The sequence below is a fragment of the Stieleria sp. genome (genome assembly GCF_041595215.1).
Lineage (GTDB): Bacteria > Planctomycetota > Planctomycetia > Pirellulales > Pirellulaceae > Stieleria > Stieleria magnilauensis.
Window position 1 is genome coordinate 1 of sequence record NZ_JBFHKV010001069.1, and the last position, 2,918, is coordinate 2,918.

2 protein-coding genes are annotated in these 2,918 nt (G+C 60.5%); both read left to right on the forward strand.

Translation table 11 applies throughout. The annotated features are described in order from the left end of the window. The coding region (locus ABX749_RS28095) for a proton-conducting transporter membrane subunit (RefSeq protein ID WP_372898946.1) at positions 1-1,570 on the forward strand (1,570 nt) is incomplete at its 5' end. A gap of 58 nt (positions 1,571-1,628) precedes the next feature. Next, positions 1,629-2,918 (forward strand): putative inorganic carbon transporter subunit DabA (locus tag ABX749_RS28100; RefSeq protein WP_372898947.1); only part of this gene is annotated, 1,290 nt, incomplete at its 3' end.

The following is a 2,918-nucleotide window of genomic DNA, read 5'->3' on the forward strand; positions in this document are numbered from 1 at the left end:
GCTTGCCCTGGCAGCGGTCGTCCCCCGCCGCGACGCCGACGCCGCACCGCTGGCGATCCGCACCTGGGTGACCGCCCTGGCCACCGTGCAATTGGCCGTCGCTTCGGTGTTGACGATCGGCATGGCCCTTCGGCTTGCCTTCGGCTCGAGCGACCCCGATGCCTGGCACGCGGGGTTTTCCGGCGCCGGCTCCGAACCGCTGCCGATCTACCTCGACGGCGTTTCGACGTTGATGTTTCTGATGGTCAGCTTCATCGGCTGGGTGATCTGTCGCTACTCGGTGCGTTACCTCGACGGCGATCGATCGCAAGGCAATTATTTTCTTTGGACCGGCTTCACGCTTGCGGCGGTCGCCTTGATGGTCCTTGCGGGACACTTGCTGCTGTTTTACATCGCCTGGCTGATGACCAGCATCGGGCTGCATCACTTGCTCTTGCACGACTCGACGCGACCGGCGGCGCAGCGGGCCGCCTGGACCAAATTTGCATTCATCCGCATCGCCGACGTGGCCTTAGCGATCGCCTGCATCCTGCTGTACCGCGAATTCGGGACGGCGTACCTGAGCGAATTGTTTACCGCGGTCGCTGACCTCTCGGCCGCCAGCGTTGCGCTGCAAACCGCGGCGCTGTTACTGGTTTTGGCCGGGGCGATCAAATCGGCCCAGTTCCCGTTTCACACTTGGTTGCCCCAGACGTTGGAAACACCGACTCCGGTGTCCGCCCTGATGCATGCGGGGATCGTCAACGCGGGCGGTTACCTGTTGGTGCGAACCAGCCCGATTGTCTCCGCCGCTCCGTGGACACTGGCCGTACTGGCGACGATCGGTGCCGTCACGGCGTGTTACGCCGCGGTCGTGATGTTGACACAAACCAGCGTGAAGAAGTCGCTTGCCTATTCGACCATCGCGCAAATGGGTTTCATGATGTTGCAGTGTGGCTTGGGAGCCTTCTCCGCGGCGCTGCTGCACATCATGGCCCATTCGATGTACAAGGCACACGCGTTTCTCGGCAGCGGGGACGTGATTGCCCAGCGGTCCCGCATGGCCGCTGTGGCGGGGGCGAGGCCAGAACGGAAAGCGATCGGTGGCGAAGCGCTAAGCCGCAGGACGACGGGACTGCCCGCCGCCGGTGTCTCACTGTGTTGCTTGGCACTTGCCAGTCTCACGCTGGGAATCAACCCATCGACCAAACCAGGCGGATGGGTGCTGGGTGCGGTCCTGTGCCTGGCGATCGCCCACTGGCTGGAGAAGGTCTTTGCGAGTGCGGATCGACGGCTCGCGTTGCAAAGCAGCGCCTTTGCGCTCGCGCTCTGTTTTCTCTACGCGATTTCCTTTCGCATCGTCGACGGTTTTGTCGACGACAGTGTGCCGGTCGTGACGCTGCCGGTCATGCAAGGGGCGGTCATCGGATCGATCATCGCTTGCGGATTCATCTCGATGCTCTGGACCGAGCGAACCACAACGCGCCGCGGGCCGATGTCCCGAGGCGGTCCCTGGTACGTGCATGCCAGCAACGGTTTTTACGTCGAGAGCGTTCTGCGCCGAGTTTTTGGTTCGCTTTCGAAAAGCTGAATCACGTCGCTTGCGACAAACGTTTTACAACCCCATCACTCACATCAAGAATCCCCCCATGTCATCAAACGCCCCGTACACAACTGAGCAAACAAACGACATTTTCCTTTCCCCTGCTTATGACCAACCGCACGTCTATCGCCAGATCGAAGAGATACTTGCCGGAGTCACGCAAGTGGTTTCGAAAGTTTGGCCGCTGAAAGACTACGTGGCGATCAATCCGTACAGCGGAATCGCCGGACGTCCCTTTGCCGATGCGCGAGCGTTTCTGCAAGTCTTTTCCGACTGTGAACTCCTGATGCCGATTCAGTATTATCGATCCCAGTACGCCAAGGGACGCATCACCATCGACGATGTGCGTCAGGCGATTGCGGAATGCCAGCAGGACGGGGTCTCGATTCATCTGTCCGTCGACCAGGTGATGGACCGATTGCGAGTGTCCGTGAGCGACGAGTCACCCGGTCGGCATCCGACGACGCGCAATGGTCAACGTCCGATTCGAACAATCGCCGAGCTGTCCGACCCGTTCTCGCCGCAGGGATGGGGCGAAACCATCACCGACGAGTTGGGCAAGTTTTGCTCGGCACACTACGATCAATTTCAATCCAGCTGGAACAGCCCCTGGAAAGAGTTGCCGGTTTTTCAAGCGTGGCGCAGCGCGGCGATTCATGATTGCAACCCCGAGATTCTTGGGCTGACTGGATTTCGTCGCTTTGTGGCGGAATTGCCCCACACGCCCGTCGCTGCGATCGTCGACTTGCTGACTCGATTGCAAATCCCCAGGCCGCTGTGGGAAAGTTTCTTGCTGTGCCAGGTCTTCAGCATGCCGGGCTGGTTCGCGTGGGCGAAGTATCAAGACGACATCGATCCTGATACCGTGACGGAACACGTGATCGGACTGTTGGCCGCGCGAACGGCCTACGATGTCGCGCTGGCCGAGGCGACAAGTTTGAGCATCCGCTGGGATGCGATGATCGACGACGAATCGGCGACCTTCCGCATCCCGGAAGGGATTTCCGATGACGACACTGCCGTGCGAATGCTGCTGCTGCGGGCCAGCGAGATCAGCTATCGAGACCAGGTCCTCGCCCAGCTGTCGACCGCCGGTCCGAAGCAAACCACGCGCAAGCTGGCCCAGATGGTCTTTTGCATCGACGTGCGTAGCGAGCGGATCCGCCGACACCTGGAATCGACGACTCCGGAAATCGAGACCTATGGCTTTGCCGGATTCTTCGGCATGCCGATCGAATATGTGCGGTTGGGAGAGCAACACGGCGACGACAATGTGCCGGCGTTGATTCGACCGAGTTTCAAGCTGCACGAAGGCTTGGCCGATGGCGATGCCCGA